Annotated in this window: 17 protein-coding genes; 8 read left to right on the forward strand and 9 right to left on the reverse strand. The window is 49.9% G+C overall.

Going from position 1 to position 20,916, the window contains the following annotated elements; all coding sequences use genetic code 11:
- The first annotated feature begins 122 nt into the window (after positions 1-122).
- The 8 genes from DSZ37_RS06490 to DSZ37_RS06525 all read left to right on the forward strand — a co-directional run bounded on the left by DSZ37_RS06490 (position 123) and on the right by DSZ37_RS06525 (position 10,327).
- The gene (locus DSZ37_RS06490) at positions 123-1,850 is read left to right on the forward strand and encodes an ABC transporter ATP-binding protein (RefSeq protein WP_109726126.1); all 1,728 of its coding nucleotides are present in this window, start codon (positions 123-125) and stop codon (positions 1,848-1,850) included.
- Positions 1,850-3,739, forward strand: a complete 1,890-nt coding sequence (locus tag DSZ37_RS06495) for an ABC transporter ATP-binding protein (RefSeq protein WP_109726127.1) — start codon at positions 1,850-1,852, stop codon at positions 3,737-3,739. The genes DSZ37_RS06490 and DSZ37_RS06495 overlap by 1 nt, the downstream gene beginning before the upstream one ends.
- Positions 3,740-3,858: 119 nt before the next feature.
- Positions 3,859-4,578 carry a hypothetical protein gene (locus DSZ37_RS06500; RefSeq protein ID WP_109726128.1) on the forward strand — a complete coding sequence of 240 codons (720 nt, stop codon included), beginning with the start codon at positions 3,859-3,861 and terminating at the stop codon, positions 4,576-4,578.
- Positions 4,579-4,744: 166 nt separating this feature from the next.
- Positions 4,745-6,625, forward strand: coding sequence for a carbohydrate-binding domain-containing protein (locus DSZ37_RS06505; protein WP_109726129.1), 1,881 nt, complete (start codon positions 4,745-4,747; stop codon positions 6,623-6,625).
- A gap of 176 nt (positions 6,626-6,801) precedes the next feature.
- Positions 6,802-7,251 (forward strand): YbjN domain-containing protein, encoded by a 450-nt coding sequence (locus DSZ37_RS06510; protein ID WP_109726130.1) that lies wholly within the window; start codon positions 6,802-6,804, stop codon positions 7,249-7,251.
- 194 nt (positions 7,252-7,445) lie between these two features.
- Complete coding sequence (locus DSZ37_RS06515) at positions 7,446-8,270, forward strand: CAP domain-containing protein (protein WP_109726131.1); 825 nt, start codon at positions 7,446-7,448, stop codon at positions 8,268-8,270.
- A gap of 226 nt (positions 8,271-8,496) precedes the next feature.
- Positions 8,497-9,063, forward strand: a complete 567-nt coding sequence (locus tag DSZ37_RS06520; RefSeq protein WP_109726132.1) for an RNA polymerase sigma factor — start codon at positions 8,497-8,499, stop codon at positions 9,061-9,063.
- A 13-nt stretch (positions 9,064-9,076) separates the two neighbouring features.
- Positions 9,077-10,327 carry a hypothetical protein gene (locus DSZ37_RS06525; protein WP_109726133.1) on the forward strand — a complete coding sequence of 417 codons (1,251 nt, stop codon included), beginning with the start codon at positions 9,077-9,079 and terminating at the stop codon, positions 10,325-10,327.
- 71 nt (positions 10,328-10,398) lie between these two features.
- On the opposite strand, the gene DSZ37_RS06530 is transcribed toward DSZ37_RS06525, so the two are convergent.
- The 9 genes from DSZ37_RS06530 to DSZ37_RS06570 all read right to left on the reverse strand — a co-directional run bounded on the left by DSZ37_RS06530 (position 10,399) and on the right by DSZ37_RS06570 (position 20,776).
- Positions 10,399-11,520, reverse strand: a complete 1,122-nt coding sequence (locus DSZ37_RS06530; RefSeq protein WP_109726134.1) for a DUF4349 domain-containing protein — start codon at positions 11,518-11,520, stop codon at positions 10,399-10,401.
- Between the two features lie 184 nt (positions 11,521-11,704).
- A complete protein-coding gene (locus DSZ37_RS06535; RefSeq protein WP_109726135.1) occupies positions 11,705-12,937 on the reverse strand; it encodes a sensor histidine kinase in 1,233 nt (410 codons plus the stop codon).
- A gap of 1 nt (position 12,938) precedes the next feature.
- Entirely contained in the window at positions 12,939-13,604 is a 666-nt protein-coding gene (locus tag DSZ37_RS06540; RefSeq protein ID WP_109726136.1) for a response regulator transcription factor, read from the reverse strand.
- Between the two features lies 1 nt (position 13,605).
- Positions 13,606-14,370, reverse strand: coding sequence for an ABC transporter ATP-binding protein (locus tag DSZ37_RS06545; RefSeq protein ID WP_109726137.1), 765 nt, complete (start codon positions 14,368-14,370; stop codon positions 13,606-13,608).
- 13 nt (positions 14,371-14,383) lie between these two features.
- A complete protein-coding gene (locus tag DSZ37_RS06550; RefSeq protein WP_181380261.1) occupies positions 14,384-16,753 on the reverse strand; it encodes an ABC transporter permease in 2,370 nt (789 codons plus the stop codon).
- Positions 16,754-17,013: 260 nt separating this feature from the next.
- Entirely contained in the window at positions 17,014-17,997 is a 984-nt protein-coding gene (locus DSZ37_RS06555) for a peptidoglycan amidohydrolase family protein (protein ID WP_109726139.1), read from the reverse strand.
- A gap of 54 nt (positions 17,998-18,051) precedes the next feature.
- Positions 18,052-19,035, reverse strand: a complete 984-nt coding sequence (locus DSZ37_RS06560; RefSeq protein ID WP_109726140.1) for a glycoside hydrolase family 73 protein — start codon at positions 19,033-19,035, stop codon at positions 18,052-18,054.
- Positions 19,036-19,441: 406 nt separating this feature from the next.
- The gene (locus tag DSZ37_RS06565; protein ID WP_109726141.1) at positions 19,442-19,834 is read right to left on the reverse strand and encodes a helix-turn-helix domain-containing protein; all 393 of its coding nucleotides are present in this window, start codon (positions 19,832-19,834) and stop codon (positions 19,442-19,444) included.
- A gap of 3 nt (positions 19,835-19,837) precedes the next feature.
- The gene (locus tag DSZ37_RS06570; RefSeq protein WP_181380262.1) at positions 19,838-20,776 is read right to left on the reverse strand and encodes a CPBP family intramembrane glutamic endopeptidase; all 939 of its coding nucleotides are present in this window, start codon (positions 20,774-20,776) and stop codon (positions 19,838-19,840) included.
- Positions 20,777-20,916 lie beyond the last annotated feature (140 nt).

The raw sequence follows: 20,916 nt of genomic DNA on the forward strand, positions 1-20,916 counted from the left end.
TTTACTATAGTATCTTCCCGATGTCAAGGCGTAGGACAGAGTTTCTGCTCATTTGACAAGACACATTAAAAATGTTAAAATTAAAGTTAGACTGTATTAAGGGGTCTGGAAGGGGAATATCAATGTATAAGACCATTTTTTCTCATGTCGGAAAATACAAAAAACAGGCAATATTGTCGCCTGTTACCATTATCGGAGAGGTGCTTATGGAGGTGCTGATACCGATAGTTATGGGAAAGATAATTGATAACGGTATACAGAAGGGCGATATCGGCTACGTTGCGAAAATGGGCGGACTCATGGTCGTTATGTCAATATGCTCGCTCTGCTTCGGCGCTCTGGCGGCAAGATTCAGCGCTGTTGCGGCAATGGGCTTCGCCAAAAATCTCAGGAGCGCACTTTTCCGCAAGGTGCAGGGCTTCTCATTTGCAAATGTGGACAGGTTCTCAACGGCGTCCCTGACCACCCGTCTGACCACAGATGTCACCAACATACAGAATGCCTTCATGATGTTCATACGCTCGGCATTCCGCTCGCCGATAATGCTTGTCTGTGCCACTGTAATGGCGGTAAGACAGAACGCGAAGCTGTCGGTGATATTCCTGTTCGCCATTCCCGTGCTGGGCTGTGCGGTGTTCTTCATCATCTCCAAGGCGCACCCGCGCTTTGAGAAGATGCTTACCAAGTATGACAGCATGAACGGCAGGATACAGGAGAACCTCATCGGTATCCGCGTGGTAAAGGCTTTTGCCCGTGAGGACTATGAGAAGAAGCGCTTTGAGGAGAACACCAACGATGTCCGTCTGGCACAGTTCGCGGCGGAAAAGCTTGTAATACTCAATATGCCTATAATGCAGCTGGTAATGTACGCCAGCATAGTTGCCATACTCTACTTCGGCGGACATATGTCCGTAAAGGGCGGTATAGAGACAGGCGAGCTCTACAGCTTCATCATGTTCGTGGGACAGATACTCATGTCGCTGATGATGCTTTCTATGCTGTTCATCATGTTCGTGGTATCGAGAGCTTCTCTCCAGCGTATCTACGAGGTACTGAAGGAGGAGCCCACCATTGTTGCTCCCGAGGGAGCTTCCGTGTCCGCAGAGGACGGCTCCATCAGATTTGAGAATGTCAGCTTCAGCTACTATGACGATATGAAAAATCTTGCCCTTGAGGGCATAGACCTTGATATACATTCGGGCGAGACCATCGGTATCATCGGCGGTACGGGCTCGTCAAAGACCTCACTGGTACAGCTCATACCCCGCCTTTATGACGCCACCGCAGGCAGGGTGCTTGTTGGCGGTCACGACGTAAAGGAGTATCCCCTTGAGACTCTCCGAGATCAGGTGGCAATGGTGCTCCAGAAGAACGTGCTGTTCTCCGGCACTATCAGGGACAATCTCCGCTGGGGCGACGAGAACGCCACAGACGAGGAGATCATCGACGCCTGCAAGTCCGCCTGCGCTCACGACTTTATCATGAGCTTCCCCGACGGCTATGACACCGATCTCGGACAGGGCGGCGTAAACGTTTCGGGCGGTCAGAAGCAGAGGCTCTGTATCGCAAGAGCCCTTCTGAAAAAGCCCAAGATCATCATTCTTGACGACTCCACCAGTGCGGTCGATACGGCTACGGACAGCAGTATCCGCAAGGCGTTCCGCGAGAAGCTCGGGGGCACCACCACTATCATCATCGCTCAGCGCATAACCTCCGTCATGGACGCGGACAGGATAATCGTCATGGACAGCGGCAGGATAACCGACATCGGCACCCATGCACAGCTCATGGAGTCCAGCGAGATATACCGCGAGGTATACGACTCACAGCAGAAGGGAGATGAAGAATAATGCCTCCGAGAACACAAAGAGCAATGGCAAAGCCCGAGAACACATTCAAGGCTCTGAAGCGCATATTCAGCTATATGTACGGCTTCCGTGTGCAGTTCATCTTCGTGGTCATCTGCATAATCTTCAGCTCCTTTGCGGGAATTATGGGAAACTCCCTGCTGAAGCCCCTCATCGACAACCTTGACCATGCCATAGACGACGGAAAGTGGCATTACGGCAGATTTATCGGCATACTTGTGCTCATGGCGTCCATCTACGTCATGGGAGCACTCTGCTCGCTGTTCTATCAGCGCATGATGATGAAGATATCCACCACCACCCTTATGCGTATCAGGAACGACCTTTTCTGCAAGATGGAAATGCTCCCCATACGCTATTTCGACAAGCACACTCACGGCGAGCTCATGAGCCTCTACACCAACGATACAGACGCTATCCGCGAGATGCTCAGCAACAGTATCGCACAGTTCATCAGCTCCGCGGTGACTATCGTGGGAGTTTTCACGGCAATGCTGATCTACAGCTGGAGACTTACCATACTGGTAGTTGCCATGCTGTTCATAATCATCAAGGTCATCGGCTTTGTGGGCTCACGCAGCAGCAAGGGCTTCATTGCCCAGCAGAAGGCTCTGGGAAGCGTAAACGGCTACATCGAGGAGATGATAGACGGTCAGAAGGTGGTAAAGGTATTCTGCCACGAGGAAAAGGCTGAGGAGGAGTTCGACGCTCTCAACGAGGAGCTGTGCAAGGCTGCCACCCACGCCAACACCTTTGCAAATATCCTCATGCCCGTCATGAACAACCTCTCCTATATACACTATGCCGCAACTGCTATAATCGGCGGTATATTCGCCGTTAAGCACATCGGCGGCATGACCATAGGTACCGTTGTGTCCTACCTCATGTTCACCCGTTCATTCTCACAGCCCATCACACAGGTCTCCCAGCAGCTCAACTCCGTTCTCACCGCTCTTGCAGGTGCCGAGAGGATATTCCGTGTCATCGACGAGGAGCCCGAGGCTGACGAGGGCTATGTCACACTGGTAAATGCGGAGATAGCTCCCGACGGTACAGTTACCGAGACCGACAAGCGTACAGGTCACTGGGCATGGAAGCACCCCCACAAGGCTGACGGCACCGTTACCTACACCGAGGTCCGCGGCAATGTGGAGTTCGACGATGTTGTGTTCGGCTATGAGCCCAACAAGACCGTTCTCAACGGCATCTCCCTCTATGCAAAGCCGGGTCAGAAGATAGCCTTTGTAGGCTCAACCGGCGCGGGCAAGACCACTATCATCAACCTCATAAACCGCTTCTACGATGTGCCCGAGGGCAAGATACGCTATGACGGCATAAACATCAACAAGATAAAGAAGGCCGACCTGAGACGCTCACAGTCCATAGTTCTTCAGGACACCCATCTGTTCACGGGTACGGTCATGGACAATATCCGCTACGGAAAGCTTGACGCCACCGACGAGGAGGTCTACGCCGCAGCAGAGCTTGCCAATGCAGACAGCTTCATAAAGCATCTGGAAAACGGCTACGACACCATGCTCACCGCTGACGGTGCGAACCTGTCACAGGGACAGAGACAGCTCCTCGCCATTGCAAGGGCAGCCGTTGCAGACCCGCCTGTGCTCATTCTCGATGAGGCTACAAGCTCCATCGATACCCGTACAGAAGCCCTTATCGAAAAGGGAATGGACTCCCTTATGGAGGGCAGGACAGTATTCGTCATCGCTCACAGGCTCTCCACCGTCCGCAACTCCCACGCCATCATGGTGCTTGAGCACGGCAGGATAATCGAGAGAGGAAACCACAGAGAGCTCATCGCACAGCAAGGCAAGTACTATCAGCTGTACACGGGAATGTTTGAACTGAGCTGATTATACAATTCAAAAAACAGGCAAAGTAAAAAGTTTGTTCAATAAGCATCTTGCAGAAAAACGGCATATCGTGTATTATTATAGATAGTGTAAATGTTATGGGAAATGAGGTCATGAAAATGAATATAAGGAAAGCTCTTGCAGCTGTACTGGCTGCCGCTTTCATTTGCGGAGCAGCAGCTTCATGCAGCTCCAAGGATAAAAAGGCGCCCGATAAGGCGGCTTCTGCCGAGCCCACCACAGCTCCCGTACCGGGAGTGAACTTCGACGAAGCTGTGGGAGTACAGTCAGGCGACGCCTACCTTGCCGTGGTCGATACCAACTGGGACAAGCAGTATCTCGGCGGCACAGATGAAAAGAACCAGCTCTGCTATAAGGCAGGAGTGGTACACATAGACGGCAACGGCGACTATAAGGTCAGCGTTACCGCCAACAGCACCGCCTTCCAGTACCTCGCTTCGGGAGACCCCAACGGCGACTATAAGGTGAACGGCATAGGCTTCGCGGCAGTTATCATCCACGATGCGGAGTCGGTGCTCCCCAACGCCATAATCACCGTAAAGAACGTAAAGGTGGACGGCAGGGACGTTGAACTGAAAAAGAAGAATTACACCAATACCGAGGCAGAGGCTGTCCGCACCAATATATTCAACGAGTGGGTCAGTGATGAATTTCTGCCCGCAGACGCAAGGACTGCCGAGGGAGGTCTGTATGTCAACTTCGACACCAATTCGCCATCGGAGATCAACGACGGCAGCTATTCCGCCCAGATAGTTGATCCTGCCGAATTCAAGGACTGGACCGATATAGAGGTGGACTTCTCAATTTCAGGGCTCTGATACCCTATGAGAGCATATTTCCTCACGGACTTTCCGTGAGGATTTTTCTTTAATTGCTACATCAATAATTCAGCTTTCTATCACATAATACACATATCCATAGCGTATAATGCTTGCATAGATAGAGAGCCGCAAGATAAAAAAGACAGAGAAAGCAGGTTTTACTATGAAAAATTATGCTAAGATACTCGGCTTGCTTGTCACTGCGGCTTCTCTTGCTTCCACGACAGCAGGATGTATCCCGTTAACGGGCGGCAGAAGCTCCGCCTCGGAGACCAAGGTCACCGAGGAGCTCACCACACGCGATACTACGGCTGCTGCCGCTGAGACTGTGACCGCAAACATACCCGAGCCTGTCAGCAGCTTATCCGATACATTGCCGACCCCGGAGGAATTGTTCACAACGAAAGACATATCTCCTCCGCTGGTTGAGAATGACGCAGAGATAAACCTAATGGGCAGCAAGGCTGAGGTCGAGGGAACAGGCGTGACCATTGAGGGCAGCACTGTAACTATCACTTCCGAGGGCATTTACAGCATATCAGGAGAGCTCACAAACGGGCAGATAATAATCGATGCACCGGAAGCAAGTGTTCATCTGAAGCTGAACAACGTAAATATCACTTCCGGGACGTCGGCGCCTTTACTCATAAATGACGCCAAAAAAACATACATCACCCTTGAGTATAACAGCGTAAACTCACTCACCGACGGCAGGAGCGATACCATTCCCGAGGGGGAGGATATACCCGACGCTGCTTTATTCAGCAGGGACAGTCTTACCATCAACGGCGGCGGTACTCTCAATATCAGCGGAAACTACTGCGGCATACGCTCAAAGGACAATATAGTCATCACGGGCGGAGCGCTTAACATCACCGCAGGCAGCGACGGCATAAAGGCAAAGGACTACGTTGCGGTCGCTGACGGCAAACTTAACATCACCGCAGGAGGCGACGGCATAAAGGCATCCGGCAAGGACGAGAATGCTTTAGGATTTGTTTACACTGAGGGCGGCTCCTTCGATATAAGCTCCATGGGCGACGGCATACAGGCAGAAGGCATATTTTCCGCTAAGGACGGAGACTTCCGCATCACCACCGCAGGGGGCAATGACCTGTCGGGAGGCTACAAGAACACAGACAAGGACATGAGCCCCGATGATATCGGCAGCTCACAGACGGGACTTCCCGAGGTATTCGGCGGAGAAGCTCCCAACAGTAAAAAAGGCATCAAGGCAGGCACCGAGCTCAACATAAGCGGCGGTACCTTCAGTATAAATTCCGCGGACGACGCTCTACATTCAAACGGCAGCGCCTTCATCAGCGGAGAAGCAGCCGTTACTCTCAGTGCTGAGGATGACGGCATACACGCAGACAACAGCATCTCCGTCAGCGGAGGTACGCTCCGTATCTTCAATGCCCGCGAGGGATTTGAGTCCGCTGTAATGGATATCAGCGGCGGCGATATGCGTATCTTTGCCGAGGACGACTGCATCAACGCAGGAGACGGCACTCACAGCAGCCACAAGGAAGACCCTGTGGAGGGAGTATCCGTAGTCATCAGCGGAGGCACTCTTTACGCCAACGCTATCGGCGGCGACGGTCTTGACTCCAACGGAGACCTTACCATACTGGGCGGAGATATCACCGTAAACGGTCCCGAGCACGGCATGAACAGCGCACTGGACTGCAACGGAGTATTCATCGTCTCGGGCGGTACACTTATTGCGGCCGGCTATCACGATATGGCGGACTATCCGTCACAGAGCTCCACACAGTGCTCCGCTTCCATAGGCTTTGACACCATATTTGAAGCAGGTACGCCCTTTGTCCTTGAGGACGAGAGCGGAAAGGAGCTTTTGAGATACGCTCCCGTGCATTCCTACGACCATCTGGTCATCAGCACTCCGCTGCTTGAAATGGGAAAGACCTACACGGCATATGCAGGTGACGGCGGAGAAGGCGGCTCGTTTACATTTACCGTCAGCGAGATGACTACCCGTCAGGGACTCCAGACATATATGGAGCAATTCAGGGACAACTGAGACTCTGTCCCGTTTTACACGACATCTTCATTTTTCATATAAACCACCCTAAAGGGGAAAGCGCTCGGAAACGGGCGCTTTTTCCGTTTAAACATTATTGACAAATTCGTGCAGGTGTGGTATAATTGATTTATAACAAATTAACTGAAAAATTCACCTTAACGGAGGAAATAACAATGGACGATAAAGTAGTAATGAATCCCATAGTAGCCGACTTCTGCGGACTTCTCGAGAGCCGCAGTGTTCCCTATGAGCTTAACGACAATGATGCTAATATGATAAGATTCCGCACAAAGCTGCCCCATCATGAGGTAGCTCCCTATGTGTTCATACACTTCAATCCCGATAATCAGGCGCTGACACTGGCGCTCAATCACACTGCGAAGTTCACAAGCGTAGGTCTTGACCTTTATCAGGTCATCAACGACTTCAACGCTGATTCGGAGAGCTTCGGCTGCAAGATGTACATCGAGCACAATGGCGAGCTTGTGGTACTGACAAGTGCTATCCTTGCAGGCAAGGACCCCAGAGACCAGATGGAGGATTATCTTAACGTTGCCATCGTATCTCTTGACAAATACTACGGCAGGATTTCTGAAATAATTAAGAATAGCAAAAAAGATTAACGGTATATAGGCAAATTCTTCAATTATTTTTCGGATAAAGAAGGAAGAATATTACCGCCTGTAAAGTTTTTATTGTACAAAAAGTAGATTTTTATTGTGAAATCTGCTAAAACTCTCTATATCCTCTTTAAAAATATATTTATTTGTGCTAAACTGTAATTAGTTCAGATATCTTATTTTCGGGAGGTGTTTGTATGAGCAGCGTGAAAAGTTTTGCGTGCAGAGTGCTGGCTGTTATTATAGCTTCGTTCATATCTGTATGCTGTATTTCAAGAGCTCCTTATTCAGACGCCCATGCCGATCCGGAGGACAACCTCGCACAAATGGCTGAGGAGATATTGTGGCTCACCAACGAGGCAAGGGCAGAAGCAGGCATCAAGCCGCTGAAAGCTGTTCCTTATCTCAATGATGTGTCAAATGTCCGCTCGAGAGAGTGCATTTTCAACTTCAGTCACGACCGCCCGGGACCTACCATAATGCCTGACGGCACAGAGGAATACAGATTTTTTACAGTCATTGACGACAGTCTCGTTCCGTGGACGAAGGCTGCGGAGAACATCGCCGCAGGCTCAAATAATGCCGAGGCGACGTTTGATCAGTGGAAAAATTCGCCAAATCACTGGAAATCCATACTCAATCCCGATTATACACATATCGGTGTTTCCGTTTCCTATGACCCAAACAGCGAGTACAAGTACTACTGGGAGCAGATATTCGTCAAAGTGGACGGTTCCCTTGAGGATGAGTATATCCCCGAGAGATACAAGACCGTTCCCGTGGGTTCGGGAGATATAAACGGCGACGGCGAGATAAATACATTCGATATCATTACCATCAACAAGTATCTGGCAGACCGCGTCGAGCTCAATGAGCTTCAGCTTGACAGCGCGGATATGCTGAAAGACGGACAGGTGACATCTGCGGACGTTGCCGTGCTGGAAAAGTTCGTCCTCGGCGAGTACAAGGTGCTTCCCGTGACTATGGAGATGATAATGAACGGTGAAACAGGTTATAATTAGAAGAGAAGATATATAAAGGTGTGTTCATGATAAAAGCGGCTGAGAGACCATCAGCCGCTTTTATTTTGTCGCCTGAAATGGCTGTAAATAGAAAAAAACGGAATATCGTCCACAATCTCTTATAGTTAAAATAAAAAAATATATAAATCAGTGCAGCAATTTGCTTTCGGGGGACGAATGTTGTTTATGAAAGGTCGACCTTACATCAATATTAGGAGGAATAAACATGACAGGCAGCGAGCTGAAAAATATGCTTGACAGGTCTCCCACGGATTGTCACAGGGCGCTCATCAGGGAGTACGGCAGGTATGTGTATGCCATTGTTTTCAATAAGCTGAGAAGCTGTGGTACTCAGGAGGATATCGAGGAGTGCGTCAGCGACGTCTTTGCGGATATCTTTATAAAATTCGAGTACGAGGAAGCCTATGTGGGCGATATAAAGGGCTATATAGGTACCGTGGCAAAAAGAACGGCTATCGACAGGTTCAGGAGCCTGTCCGCTGCAAACAGCCATGTCGTATATGAGGACGAGGACGATATGCAGCAGCTCGTCTCTGACTTCAGTGTTGACGAGCGTGTGGACAGTTCTGAACTCCGCAGAGTCCTCCTTAACAAGATAGCGGAGCTGGGGGAACCTGATTCCACTATAATTATACAGAAATTTTACTATAACCGCACATCTTCCGAGATAGCAAGGAACGTCTCCATGAATCCGTCATCGGTACGTTCAAGATGTACAAGGGCTGTTCAGAAGCTGCGCGGCAAGCTTGCCGAAGTCGGTATATCAAAGTAAGGAGGCACAGGATATGAGAAAAAGAAACTTATTCGATATGCTGGGGAATGCAGAGGAAGAGCCCATGGATATACTCACGGACAAGTGCCCCGAGATATATGATGCACAGATGGAAAGACTTTTCGCGGCAAGCGAAAGGAAATACAGAATGAAAAAGAGAGAAATCGAAAGAAACAGAACAGAGAGAGATAATAATATAACCATGAGCGGTGAGACCGTTTCGGGAGCAGAACACATAAGAAGACCTGCATGGCTGGCTCCGGTCTGCTCAGCAGCATCGCTTATACTCGTAGCAGGTCTGCTGATCGGCAGCACTACCCTTTTACGCAGACACAGCGGTGGCGGCGGCGGTGTGGTAACTCCTGCCGTTACAGTCACCACCGAAAGGGCAACAGGCACCACCACAGCTTTAACGGGCGTGAGCGGTTCTTCCGTAACGACTACTTCCACAACTGCCGTATCGGGAGAAGGCGGTACATCTGATAATAATGCAGGCGCAGGTACAGTGACCACAGCAGCCAATGGTACCGCAGGCGGCAGCTCATCAAGCGGAGAAGCAGCACCTTCATCGGGCTCGTCCGCAGGCGGCGGTGCCGTGAGCAGCGGTCTTTCCGTTGACGCTGCTCTGGGAGAGAGAGCAGAGGATTTCTTCGTAAAAAGTCAGGAGCTTTCAAACCTTCTTACCTTCAGAGTAATGGAGACAGATGACAGCGACTACATCACATTCGATGTTGACCCTTCTGTTGAGTTTTATACCCGCGACTTGTCGCTGGATCCTCCGATGTACTGCAATACACATACCGCATATTTTGCCCGTGTAACTGACAGCCGTTTCGGCAGTACAGCCGATATCATCAACTATTACAACAGCTTGTACTATTCAGACGGCTGGAAGGACAGCTACTACGGCTGCACCCTTGTCTCGGATGGATCAGGTCTCGGACCTGTCCTCGGCAACAGTCAGCAGTACAGCGTTGCATATATAGACCACAACGGAAAGCTTTATCAGAATACCTTCTACCCGAACGGAAGACATCCTGTGATGAACTTATTTGAAGACTACCCTGTCATAATAAAAGACAGGACGGATACATCGTTTACAGCCATAATACCTTATTATACATATGACATCTCAGCAGGTATGGGCGGCTGCGAGCTGATGAGCTTTGCAATTGACCCCGCCTGCAGCGACTGGCGCATAGTTAAAGAAGAATTTGATGATTTTTCCTACTATGAGGAATGCCGTCAGAAACTCGGCGTATGATATCTACACTCCTTTGTAAAGTATATGGAAAAGCCCCGATATGAGAATATCGGGGTTTTTCCTATTGTGTGTTATGCGTCTTTATCGTCTTTTTTGTCGGCTTTATCGACATTAGGGGCAGCCTTTTCCTTAGGCGGAGGAGGCGGTCCCTGAACGGGTGCCCTGTTCTGCACGGGCATCTGCTGAGGAGCAGGATACATTGGCGGAGCCTGCATATATACGGGAGCAGGCCTTACGGGCTTGGGGTGCTTTGCGCGGTATTTCTCCGCAAGCTTTGATATGAGCTTTGCCAACTTTACAATGATGAATGCGATGATACCAAACAGGAGCAGATAGGGAAGTACCCTTATGACAACGAACAGGAGCTTTTCAAGGAATTCGAGGAATGAGCTCCATGTCTCGGAAGCCGTGTTCTTCAGTCTCTGACCGAATGTATCTGTTTTCTTTACCACGGGCTTGTCGGTATACTTCCTTACCTCGTTGACGGAGAGGTTTATGTAGGAGTACGCCACATCGTTCTCGATGGTGTTCATACGGGTCTTCAGGGTAGCTATCTGTATCTGTATATCCGTCAGCTCGTTTTCGTACTGTATGGCGTCTGACTCGTTTTTGACAGATTCCAGCAGGTCGAGATAGCGCTGCTCCTTTGCCTCATAGATAGCGAGAGTCGTTTTCAGGTCGGAGTATTCCGTGCTGAGGTTTTCGACGGAAGCGTTCTTGCGTCTCAGGTCGCCGACCTCCTCGATATCGCTGCAAAAGCTGTCATAGCTTGCGCTGGGAACTCTTATGACGGCGCTGAGGCTCTTCCACTTTTCGTCGTCGGAATATACCCATTGGCTCGAAGAACCGCCGTCGGAGTAGACCTCGCTCTCGATAAATCCGTTGTAGCTGCTGATAAGCTCGTGTATCCTGTCAAGGGACTTATCGAAATCGAGAACGTCAATGCTCATATCGCATGAATAGACCAGCATTTTCGTGTCGATGAGCTTGGGCTCTGACTGCTTATAGTCCGTAGCTGTGGCATCGCTGTTTTCGGTGTCTGCGGATTCTGCCGCAGCTGTATCATTGTCCTCATAGCTCCCCACTGTAAATTCGCCGTTGCGCGGTCGGGGAGTATCCTGTTTGTCACCGCTTCCGCAGGCTGTGAGGGAGAGGGTTCCTGCTAATGCTAATAGTAATAATGATCGTTTCATGTTCACACACTCCTTTTATGGTGATCTTATACTCACATGATACCATTTGGGGCGGGCGAAGTCAATGAATATATCATAACAGGAATATTGAAATTTGTTTACAACATATAAATAAAAAGTTATCGGCGGTCAGAGGAAACAAAACAGGGGACGCACACTTGCGTCCCCGTGTATCTGCTGTTTATCATTCAGGCTTGCGGCAGACCACTGTCACCTTCATGGTATCCAAAGCCGTATCCGCGTATATATCGCCGTTCATGAGTGCCATGAGCCTGCGGCAGATGTAGAGCCCCAGACCGCTTCCGCTCTGGCTGCCTGTGTTGGAGCCCCGCCAGAAGCTGTCGAAAATGTGGGGCAGCTCCTCCTCCGGCAGGGTACAGCCCGTATTGGCAACGGTTATGAGGCGGCAGTCCTCCTCCTCGGAGAAGCTTACGGAAATACTTCTGCCGTCGCCGTATTTCACGGCATTCTCCATGATGTTCTGGAGCACCTCCACCAGCCTGTCGGGGTCTCCCGACAGCATACAGTCGCTGTATTTTTCAATGTTGAACTCCGTTCTCGTAACGGACAGCTTGTCTGTATAATAGTTCTTTATCTCGTCCATGACCTCTGAGAGATAGAACTCTCCGCTGCGGACGTCAAAGTCCATAAAGTCGCTGCTGAGATTGGCGGAAAGCTCCTTGACTATGCCCTCTATCTCGTCAGCCTTGCCGTCAATGCTGTCTGCGGCGGAGCGCTGCTTGTCGGCGGTGGTGTATATCCCCTTGGACAGCGCTTTTGCGTAGAGCTTTATGGCGGCGAGGGGAGTCTTTATATCGTGGGAAAGCGACAGCAGGAAGGTCTTTTCGTTCCTTGCGTATTCAAGCTCGCGCTGACGGGACTGCTCCAGCTCCTGACGGAGCATATCAAGTCCCCAAATGAAGCGTCCGAAATAGCGGCTTTTTTTCTCCTTTAGGGGAATGGTGAGATTGCCCTTCGAGAGCTTTTCGGGGAGCTCGCTTATTTCGTTGAAGGGCTTTATTATGCTCCTTCTGATGTAGAGCAGTATGCCGATTACCGCTGCTGCAAAGGCGGCGAGGAATACATTCATAAGGACAAAGGTACGTCCGCTGCTGTGCGGCTCGGAATCGGTGTAATCTATCCGCCAGAGCTGACCGTTTATCTCCCTTATGAGGTATTCGCCGTCGGAGCTGTAAAAGTCGGGGCTTCCGTCATAGCTGTATATCCCCGTGATGTGGGGATAGTCCCCGGCGCTTACCTGCGCCCCCTGTGAGAGCTCCCGCTCTATGCGGCTCACCTCCACCTTGTACAGCGGCTGCGAGAGCTTTTCGCTTTTCAGCATTACCGCGTCAAGAATTATTATGACCGCAGCCATTATGATAACGGCTGCGGCGATTATCCTGTTGAAGCCTTTCATATCAGCCCTCCCAGCGATAGCCCTTGCCCCAGACCGTGATTATCTTCTCGGGAGCCTTGGGGTCGTTCTCTATCTTCCGGCGGAGCCATTTGATGTGGACGGTCAGTGTCTGTGGCTCGGATTCGCTGTCGGCGCCCCATATCCTGCTGAATATGAGCTCCTTGCCGAGAGTCTGCCCCTTGTTGGCGATGAGCAGGTGCAGCAGCTCAAACTCCTTTGCGGTGAGCTCCAATGGGACACCGTCCTTTGAGGCTGTACCCTCCGCGAGATTGAGGACTATGCCCCCGTCGGATATCATGTCCATAGCCAGTCTGCGCCTGAATATGCCCTTTATCTTGGCTATGAGTATATCTATATCGTAGGGCTTTTCGATGTAGTCGTCCGCCCCGAGGAGGATTCCGCTGAGCTTGTCCTCCTTGTCCGTCCTTGCAGTGAGCATGATTATGGGAGTATTGTCCCTCTCTCTTATCCTGCGGCAGACCGCAAAGCCGTCCATGTCGGGGAGCATTATATCAAGCAGGACAAGCCTTGCCCCGTATTTTTCAAACAGGGACAAGGCTTTCTCGGCTGTGGGAGCTGTGCTGACTGTGTAATCCTCGGCGCGGAGAAATTCGCACAGCAGTCCGCTCAGCTCCTCATTGTCTTCAACTATAAGTATATCTACCATTTTACCAACCCATTTCCATAAGCCAGTTATTGAGACCGCGCTCGCGGTCGTGGAGCGGCTGCTCCTTTTTTATATTATACTCCCCCCTGATGTTTCCGTCAACTATATACAGCACTCTCGAGCACTTTGCAGCCACCTTTGAATCGTGAGTTACCAGCATGATGGTAGTACCCTCACTGTTGAGCTTGGTGAGCTCCTCCATGACCTCGTCTGAGGAGGTGCGGTTGAGAGCGCCTGTGGGCTCGTCCGCGAATATCATCTGCGGATCGTTTATCATGCTGCGGCAGATGCAGGCTCTCTGGAGCTGTCCGCCCGAGACCTCGTTTATATCGTTCTCGCCGACCTCGCTTATGCCCAGCTTGTGCATAAGGTCCTGACCGCGCCTGAGTATCTCTTTGCGGCTCTCCTTTTTCTTTGAGGACTTCACGGCAGGCAGGATGATATTATCGATGATGGACAGGTTCTTCATCATGTACATCTGCTGGAAGATGAAGCCCATATCGTCCAGTCTCATCTCCGCAAGGCTGTTCTCATTCTGTTCGGAAAGGCTCTTTCCGCAGAACTTAACCTCTCCGGCGGTCATCTTGTCCATGCCGGAAACGGTGTAGAGCAGGGTGGACTTGCCCGAGCCCGAGGGACCCATGACAGCCACCATCTCCCCCTTGTCTATGTGGAAGCTGACGTTCCTGAGCACGTTGTTCTGTCTCTTGTTTATGATATATGTCTTGCAGAGGTCCTTGACCTCGAGTATAGTATTCTTGCTCATATCCATATCTCCTTTATTCTATGTCGGAAGTATCCGAGGCTTTGATGGTCTTCATGTACATTGCTGTGAGGTATGCGCCGAGGACTGTTGCCGCCGCAATGATAACTGGGTATACCGCGAAGACCTCCACAGGCTTTATGTTGTATTCCACGCCGTCAAGGGCACCCATTATGCCGAATATGGGGTCGATGCACAGCTTTGTGACGGGGGTGCTGAGCAGTATCGCCAGCACTGCCGCGATGGCAGCCGAGATAAGGAACCTGAGAGTGTGCTGCCTTCTCACGGATCTGCTCTTGAAGCCCATTGCCTTCATGAGAGCTATCTCGGGCTTCTCCTTTGAGATGAATGAGCGCTCCATGAGTACCGAGATCATGATGACGATGATAACTGTGATGAGCAGTACGAAGACCTTGACTCCGTTAATGGTGTCCTTTACGCCCTCTCCTATGCAGCTCATTACAAAGCCGTCCGTATCGTCGACATACTTGGTATCAAATATATCCTTGACTCTGCTTATGCGGCTGTTTATCTCCTTTTCGTCGGGAGAGTCGTCGAAATCTATCTGAAATCCCATGACCTGACTTACAGCTGAGTCGGGTACCTCAAGGCTTTCGTGGAAGCGTCCCGTTTCGCCCAGCTTAACCATGCTCTGGAAAAGGGCTGTGACGATGTATTCGTCTGTCTTTCCGTCGATGGTGATGTTTACTTTGTCCCCTATACCTGCTTCCAGCTTCTCCGCAACGGAGCTGGTGAGTGCTATCTCGTTGCTGTATTTGGGTGCATAGCCCTCGGAGTAGCTGTAGTCTGAAGCCTTTGTGTCCTTGCAGTACATGAATGTGGGAGAGAGCTTGTTCCCCTTGAACTCCACAGCGGGAGAGACAAGACCCTCAGCGTGTACGCTGCACGGCAGACCGTTATCGATAAGCTTCTTCTCTATCTTGTCGCACTGTTCCGTAACAGTGGTCTCACCTGTCATTACTTCCATTATCATATCCGTGTCGGTTATGTATATGTCGCTGTCAGTGGAGCACATAAGGGGCAGCAGCTTCCTGCTTGCAAGGGTGTTGCCCGTGTTGGCAAGGCACATTACCAGGAGCAGGCAGACTGTGAATATTACTGTCATTATGCCGAACTGCTTCGGGCTGCTGAACACATCATTGAGTGCAAGGAAGCCCGTGGCGCCGAGCTTGCTCTTTCCCAGCCTGAGCAGTCCCTTCTTTTTGAATCTCTCGCCTGTCTGACCGCTTCTTACGGCGTCGATGGGGGAGAGCTTCTTTATCTTTCTTGTACATCTCCAGCAGAACGCCAGGATCACGAGAACTACCGCAAGACTGCACAGGACACCCACCGCAGCGGAGCTGTCGCTGCCAAGGTACATTTTTCTGCTGACTGAACTAAGCAGCATATTTCCGAAGGGTATGCTGAGGAAGAAGCCTATGACTGCGCCTATTGCCGCGATACCCAGATACTTCACCAGGAAGAGCCCTCTTACCGAGCGGTTTTTGAGTCCGAGAGCCTTCATGACCCCTATCTCTCTGAACTCCTCATTGATGGTGAAGCTGATAGTAAATCTCAGCATCACAAAGGATACCAGTATCAGGCAGACGCTTACGATGAGCAGCAATCCTGCAACGATCGTATTCATTATATAAGATGTCCTGATAACAGATATGCCTACGTTCAGGACAGTATCGGGAATATCGGAAAGGTCCGATTCCAGAGCTTTTGCATCGGGACCGTTTATATAGAATACAGAAGCGCTGTTGTTCTCCTGCGCCTTTTCATCGGCTGCCAGCTTTTCATAGTCCTCATTGTTCATTATTATACGGGGATTGGTCATCATATCCGAGCCAAGGAAGGCGTCCTTGCCGATTCCAGCATATTCCAGCGTCAGCTCCGTATCTCCTATCTTCAGCTGTATTTCATCACCGCTTTCAAAGTGTGTCCTGTTGAGAATACAGCCTGTGAGATAAGCCTTTCCCTGCGGAACGCTCTTTATTATCTTGTTGTCCTTGTCGAAGTAATTGATCTGAGCGTTGTCGACGGAGAGTGCCAGACCAATACTGCTGAATTCGGAGAACTTTTCGCCGTTGCGGGTAAGGTCATTATCATGGAATACGAGCTGTTTCTCTGTGCGGAAGTCGCTGACATTTGGCTTCTGCGAAAGCATATCTTCGATAGCATCAGGGTCCTTTGAGAGGCTGATGATGAAGTGATCGCTCATGTTTGCCTTCTCGAAGTAATTGTCCAGACCGCTCATGACGGCGATGATGTTGTTGACGCTGCTTGCTGCGAACATAGTCGCCATTATCACAAACAGCAGCAGAATGATGTTCATGGTCTTTTTGCGTTTCAGGTCTTTTTTTAGTATCCTCAGAAACATATTCATCCCTCGCTTTCTGTGACTATATCTTAGCATGGGAATTATTAAATAATCCTTAAATGGTTTTCATGGTCGTTTTTACCGAAAACAGCCTGCAACGCTGTGCAGGCTGTGCAATTGTTCCGTAATATCCTGAGCTGCTGTGCTCCTTGTCTGTTTTATAGATTATACCACATAATAAAATTAATAGCAAGATACGCGAAAAAACGGTGCAGCCGTTACAGCTGCACCGTGATATATACTTATTGTATGTTTGCTTATCAAGCGGGCTTTTTGAGGTTGCCTGCCTTGAGGAGGTTGAGCATATTCGTATTCTGAGCAGGTGTTCCCGAATATCCCGAGATGCCGTTAGCAGCAGCGATCTTGGAGCGGTATGAGTAGGATGAGTCTACACCGATGGAAACAAGGGCATCAACTATCGAATTATACTGTGAACCGCACTTGGGGAAGTACTGTACAGTTGAGCCGGGCTTTTTGAGGCTGCCTGCCTTGAGGAGGTTGAGCATAGTTGTGTTCTGAGCGGGTGTGCCGCTATAATTGGTGATATTGTTTGCAGCAGCGATCTTGGAGCGGTTTGAGTAGGATGAGTCAACACCGATAGAGTTGAGAGCGTCAACGATGGAGGTGTAACCCTGACCGCAGGCAGGATAGCAGCCCGGAGCAACATAGCCGCCTCCGCCGCCGCCTTCGTTGGCAATGGGCTTGTATCTGAGAACGCCCTGCCAGTTGCCGTAATAGTAAGAAGCAACATTGATCTCTCTGCCCGAGCTGTCGCCGCCTCTGCCGTCATAGTCGCTGTGAGCGCCTACGTTCTTGTTGTTGCCGAGATAGAGCTCTGTATGTCCGCTGCTATTGCTTCTGCGGAGGAGAACGTCGCCGCGCTTGAGGTTAGCTGTGCTGCCGATCTCGCTCCACGGGATCCATACGAAGTCGTGAGCTGTGAACTCAGATTTCATATTGCCTGTGTAGTAAGCATTGCCAACATTGATACCTGCATACTTCATAGCGTTGATGACCAGTGAAGAGCAGTCGTAATCGGGGTTGCCGTTTCTGTTGGTCTGGCTGTAGCCGTGGGAATTGTCGTTGGCGATACCGATAGCCCAGTTGATAGCTCTTTCCATAGTTGCGTTTGCAGCGTTTGCAGAAACAGGTGCGCTGCTGATGAGACCGCTGCCTGCAATGAAAGCTGAGCAAGCGATAACAGCTGTTGCCTTCTTGAATGTTTTGATGATCTTGTTTTCCATAATAATTACTCCTTTTATTGATAGATTTGATTTTATATTAAGGCTTTATGTACCTTAGTTGGGCTTGATGAGCTTTCCTGCCTTGAGGAGGTTGAGCATAGATGTATTCTGTGCGGGAGTTCCCGAATAGCCTGAGATGCTGTTTGCGGCAGCGATCTTGCAGCGGTAATTGTAGGATGAATCAGCACCGATAGAAACGAGAGCGTCAACGATGGAGTTGTAGCTCTGACCGCAGGCAGGGAAGTATACTATTGAGGGACCGCTTGAAGGCTTCTTGAGCCTGCTCTGCTTCAGAAGATTGAGCATAGTTGTGTTCTGAGCAGGTGTGCCGCTGTAATTGGTGATATTGTTTGCAGCAGCGATCTTTTTGCGGTAAGCGAATGATGACTCGGCACCGATGGAGTTGAGGGCATCAACTATGCTTGTGTAGCTTGATGCACAGGCTCTGAAGTAACCTTCCGTGACGGGTACCATAGTGTCAAATCTTGTGAGATCATATCTCTCGATGAGGCTGATGAGCTTGTTGGTGTAACCGCTGTCGGTAGCCCAGCCGTCTTCCCTTATCTTGCGGCAGGCAGCCTTATAATCCGTTTCGCCGATAAGATTTGAGTATCTGGAATAGCCTGTGATGAACTGGTAGTAGCCCTCTATGCCCTGATCGAAGGAGTGGTATGCTCTGAATGTGCCGTTCACTCTTACCAGAACGCCGTTGATCTCCTCAGTGGTCTGTAAGGTAACGGTCTCTCCGTGGTAGTTGGAGCCTGCCTTCATGCCGAAGAAGTTATAGTATCTGCTGGAGAGAGTGCTCTGACCCCATGCGGATTCGAGGATAGCCTGAGCAATGGTCATGCTCGGGAGTATTCTGTACTGTGCATAGCCTTTCTGAGCTGCTGTGCCCAGATTGTTGATGAACTGCTGCTGTTGTGACTGTGTGATGGCATAAGCGCTGACAGGCTTTACCACGTCGGGGGAAGCAACTGCTGCTGCGCCGCCCATGCACATAAGTGATGCCATTAATACTGCGACTGTTTTTTTCATTTTTTACCTCCGTTTGCTGTTGTTTTTCTGCCGATACTGTTGCACCGACTGGCGTTTTCCTTATGTGCCTATAATAACAGCTCTTATGCAGAAGCGCTACAATAAAGGAGTAAAAGGGCGGTTTTTCGGAGTAGACGGGCGTTTTTACTTATAATTGCAGCTAACATAAATCATAATTTTGCGGAGCAAAATTATGATTTGAGCCGTTAGCCCATAGCCATTAGCCGTTAGCCTGATGTAGGGGCGGCGTTCCGCCGCCCGATAATAAAGCGGCGAAGCCGCTTCCTAATGGCTAAAAGCTAAAGGCTAAGGGCTTCGGAATTTAACACCGAAGGTGTTAAATTCCAATTTAGCTCAGAAGCCGAAAAAAAGCTCCCGAGGGAGCTTTGATAAAAATATCTTTGGATCATTTGGGAAAGCCGTTGAGTATGACATAGATCACGAATGAGATGATATCGACGAGCATTACTGCTCCGAGAACTATGCCTGCTATCTTCAGACCCTTTCTGACTTTCTTCCCGTTATCTTCAGTGAGGACCTTTTCCTTTATATCTGCATACAGCTCCGACTTTACGGTCTGTGGGGCAGGGGCAGGCTCGGGAGCCTTGTCCAGCACCAGCTCGTCCAGAGAGATACCGAACAGGTCGCTGATGGCAATGAGCTTTTCCATATCGGGAGTTGAGTCACCCACCTCCCACTTTGAGACGGTCTGCCTTGATACGTTAAGACGGTTTGCAAGCTCCTCCTGTGAAAAGCCTTTCTGCTTGCGAAGCTCGTAGAGCTTGTTGTTGAATTCCATATTTCACGCCTGCCTTTCTGTATTGTTTCTTTTATACATATGCCACAGCAGAACAGCTGCCGCAGCCAGTACCGCAGCGGTGATGATACTTGCCTCTATGCCGTATCTGCCGCCGTTGAAAAGGTTTTTGTCCGATGTACGCATATTTATGACTGCCCATGAGCCTTCGCTGCCGCTGAGGTCAAGTCCCAGAATGCAGCTGAGACAGAAATTCCACATGGAATGCAGTCCGCAGGCAGCCCAAATGCTCTTTGTACGGAGAGTCAGCAGAGAGAATACACATGAGATAAGGATAAGACAGAGCACACCCGGGAATATATACTCAGCTTCAAAGCTGCACAGCGTACCCATGTGGGGAAGGGCGAATGCGGCAGCACTTGCACCGACAGCAGCAGGGAGAGATACCTTATCCTTCAGCGAGCAGAAAACCAGTCCTCGGGAAAGAAGCTCCTCGGCTGCTCCCTGAACTATGTATCCTCCGAGCATGAGCAGCATTGTTATATTGAAATTCGCGGAAAAGCCGCTGAATTTTATTGTTCCTGTAACCATTATAGCAGAAACTGCGGTGATAATCAATACAACTCCCATACCTGCGCCCATGAACCAGCCCGAGATCTTTTTGGTTATGCCCATTTCATTAAGCTTCCTTTTCACGACAAGCTTCCAATAGAGAATGCATACAGCAATGAGAATGATCATACCGTAAAGCTTTAATAGCAGCATAACATTTTCGCTGAACATTTCTCCCTTTAAGAAGTTCCTGCCGCAGAGGAACAGTCCTCCGATGACAAGTCCCTCCGCAAGAAAAATCCCTGCCAGATAGCACAGGAAAAATGCCAGCAGCTTTTTTGTGATGAGCAAAGCCGACGGCATATCATCTCTGTTGTTGAAAGGGCTTATATTTTTTATGAAGCCTCTCACGGGAACCAATGATCTTATCATAAATGATACCTCCTTCTGCCACAGCGTGACAGTTTTTTCTTCTGCTTCCATGATATCATTTCTGCTGCGATGAGTCTACCAACTGCCGCAGGCAATCTGTCAACGGGGCTTAACATTTATGTAAAAAGCCGTTGCATTGC

It is taken from the genome of Ruminococcus flavefaciens, assembly GCF_900116855.1.
Lineage (GTDB): Bacteria > Bacillota > Clostridia > Oscillospirales > Ruminococcaceae > Ruminococcus > Ruminococcus flavefaciens_R.